Raw genomic sequence first — 3,188 nt, 5'->3', positions numbered from 1 at the left:
AGCCGCTGCTGGGTGTCGTATCCCAGCGTCCGGTTGTTGCCGGTCGTGCCGTAGGCGATCGAGTTCACCTGCGACAGCGAGTTGTAGCCGTACTTCGCCTGCACACCGGTGGTCGGATTGGCCACAGTGGACAGTCGGTCGGCCGTGTCGTAGCCGTACGAGGTGGTGCCCGCCGCGTCCTTGCGCGAGGTCACCGATCCCATGCTGTTGTAGGTGAACGTCGCCGCGCCCGACGGGCCGGTCGTGGTGAGCAGCTCGTCGCGGTCGTCGTAGGTGAACGTGTTGGTTCCGGCCGGTGCCGACGCCGACGTGAGTCGCCCGGCGACGTCGTACCCGAACGCGCGGTCGGCGGTGGTGACCTCGGCGCCCGCGCCGACCTGCTTGGTCAGGTTGCCCATCTTGTCGAAGGTGTTGGCGACGGACACCCCGCCCGGCGAGCGTTGCGACACGACCTGCCCGGCCGCGTCGTACACGAGGGAGAACGTGCGGTCGGCGGCGTTGGGGTACGCGGTGGTGGCCGGCTCGATCTGCGACTCCGGCAACCCCCACGCGTTGTACGTGGTGATGAACGGGTTGCCGCGGCCGTCGGTGAACCGGGTCCGGTTGCCGGCGGCGTCGTACCCGAACGTCGTCGTGATGGCGTCGGTGGCGCTGATCGGCTGCGTCTCGGAGACGACGAGCCCGGTGCCGTCGTACGCGAACGTCGTCCGGGTGCCGCGGGCATCCGTGGCGGCGAGCACGTTGCCGGCCGGGTCGTACTCGTTGGAGACCGTCGACAGCAGCACGCCCGCGGAGTCGTACTTGCGGACGGTCACCTCGTTTCCGGACACGTCGTAGGTGGTCGCCTCGAACGTGCCGTCGGCGAGCGTGGAGCGCACCTCGCGGCCCATGCCGTCGTACGCGAACGTGGTCGTGGATCCGGCCGCGTCCTTGCTCGTCAGGATCTCGCCGACCGCGTTGTAGGTGGCCTCGATGGAGGACCCGTTCGGCTGCACCTGCCGGGCCTGCCAACCACTGGTGTTGTAGACGTTCGTGGTGGTGTGGCGCTGGCCGGTCTGCCGCACGATGTCGGTGTCGGTCACCGGGCGACCGAGGTAGTCGTAGGTCGTCTCGCTGCGGGCGCCGGTCGGGTCGGTCTCCGACAGGCGGTTGCCCACGGAGTCGTAGGTGTACGTGGTGGCACCGTCGTTGGGCGCGGTGACCTTCGCCAGCCGGCCGAACTGGTCGTAGGTGTAGCTGGTGACGTAGCCGAGCGGGTCGGTGCTCGTCACCACCTGGCCGTTGACGTTGTAGGTGGAGGTCGACTCCGGCACGATCGCCGTGGTCGAACCCGGCGGCGTGTAGCTCGGCAGCCGCATCGCCACCGGCCGGCCCGCCGCGTCGTACCGCGTCGTGGCCACGCCGCCGTTGGCGTCCTTCACCTCGGTCTGCTCGCCGAACGTGTTGTATCCGGAATACGTGATCGGACGGACCTGTACGGCCGGGTTGCCGTTGGTCTCCGCCGACACCGTCGGCGAGATCGTCGCGACCGTTTCGCCGTCGGCGTCGAGTTCGTAGTTGGTGGTGCGGCCGAGTTCGTCGACCGACGCGGTGACGAGGCCGTCCTGGTCGAGAACCCAGCTCTCCCGCACGACGCTCGATCCCGCCGCCGGCAAGGTGCCGCCGCTGACCCCGCCCACCTCGGACGGTGTCAGGGCCCGGGTGTAGGTCTGCACGTCGCTCAGTTGGCCGGCGAAGAACGTGCTTCCCCGGCCGCGGCCGAGCGTCATCGGTCCGGTCGCGGTCCATGCGACGAACGACGTCGGCAGCGTCTGCGTGGCGGCGAGCGTCCCGTTGAGATAGAGCCGGAGCTGGCGCGCCGAGAGGTCGACGACGCCGGCGACGTGCGTCCACGTGTTGAGCGCCGCCGCGTTCGGCGACCGCACGGTGACGGCGGTCGCGGCCGCGTCGTCGCGGTCGGCCATCGACAACGACCAGACGCCGGACGCCGCACCGTCGACGCCGAGCGCGACGCCGCTGGCCGCCGTGCCGTCCTGCGACAGCAGGTTCCGCGTGCCGGACGCGCTCGTCGGGTTGACCCACGCCGCGACCGTGAAGCTACGGGCGGTGTCGAGCACCGGCCCGGTGGTGGCGATGGCGGAACTGGTGCCGTTGAAGGACGCCGCGCCGCCGCGGTCGGTGGTCCAGGTGATGTTGGACGCCGCGCCGGTGCTGTTGCCACCGGTGTCGCGCGCCGTCGACGCGCCGGCCGACTCGGCGAGCGGCCAGCGGGCCGTCGGAGCCAACGATCCATTGTGGACGGTCCGGGCCAGCGGGCGGCCCATCTTGTCGTTGATGATGTCCTGGCGGTAGAGGACGCCGGTCGGGTCGCTGACCGTCTGCCCCACCATGTCGTCGTCGGTGGAGTAGTCGAACGCGGTGGTGCGGCGCAGACCGGTGGGGTCCACAGTGGACGACGTGGTGCGGTCCGCGGCGTCGACGGTGAACGTGGCGGTGGTGGTGCCGTTGTTTGTCACCTGCTGGACGAGGTTGCCGGCGGCGTCGTAGGTGTTCCGCTCCATCACGAACGTCGTCCCCGACGCCGGATCGCGGCGGGTGACCGTCGCGGTGAGCCCGTTGTCGGTGTAGGTGTAGGCGGTGACCCAGCCCATCGCGTCGGTCTCGCTCGCGAGCCGGCCCGACGGGTCGTATGCCTGCGATTCGAGCACGAAGTCGGTCGGTGACGTCGGTGCGTTGGGGTCGCCGGTGTAGCCGACGAGGGTGTTGGTGAGTTGGTTGCCTTCGGCGTCGTAGGCGGCGGAGGTCTGGCCGCCGTCGGGTTCGGTCTCCCGGACGATGTTGCCGTAGGCGTCGTAGGTGTAGCGCGTGGTCTTGCCGGCGGAGTCGGTGACCGTCTCCTGCTGCCCGCGCGCGTTGTAGGTGGCCGATTCCGTGCGCGACGCGTCCCCACCGGTCGTGTCGGCCACGACCTCGGAGGTGACCTGCCCGTCGGCGTTGTAGACCGTGGTGGTCACCGACGTGTGCACCGCACCGGTGACCCGGTTGGTCGTCGGCGGCTCGGACTGGGTGACGACCCGGCCGAGCTTGTCGTAGGTGTAGGTCGTCGTGAGCCCGGACGGGAACGTGCTTGTGGTCTCGGTCTCGCTGAGGACCCGGCCGAGCCCGTCGTAGGTGAACCTGGTGACCTT

General features: G+C 70.1%; 1 protein-coding gene. It reads right to left on the bottom strand.

From position 1 onward, the window contains the following. Positions 1–3,188: LamG-like jellyroll fold domain-containing protein (locus tag Vau01_RS62780; RefSeq protein WP_204015325.1), on the bottom strand; the 3,188-nt coding region annotated here is incomplete at both ends.

This window comes from Virgisporangium aurantiacum (genome assembly GCF_016863635.1).
In the GTDB taxonomy this organism is placed as follows: Bacteria; Actinomycetota; Actinomycetes; order Mycobacteriales; family Micromonosporaceae; genus Virgisporangium; species Virgisporangium aurantiacum.
Note: the sequence above shows the minus strand (reverse complement) of the source record. Positions and strands in the feature narration are given on the sequence as shown.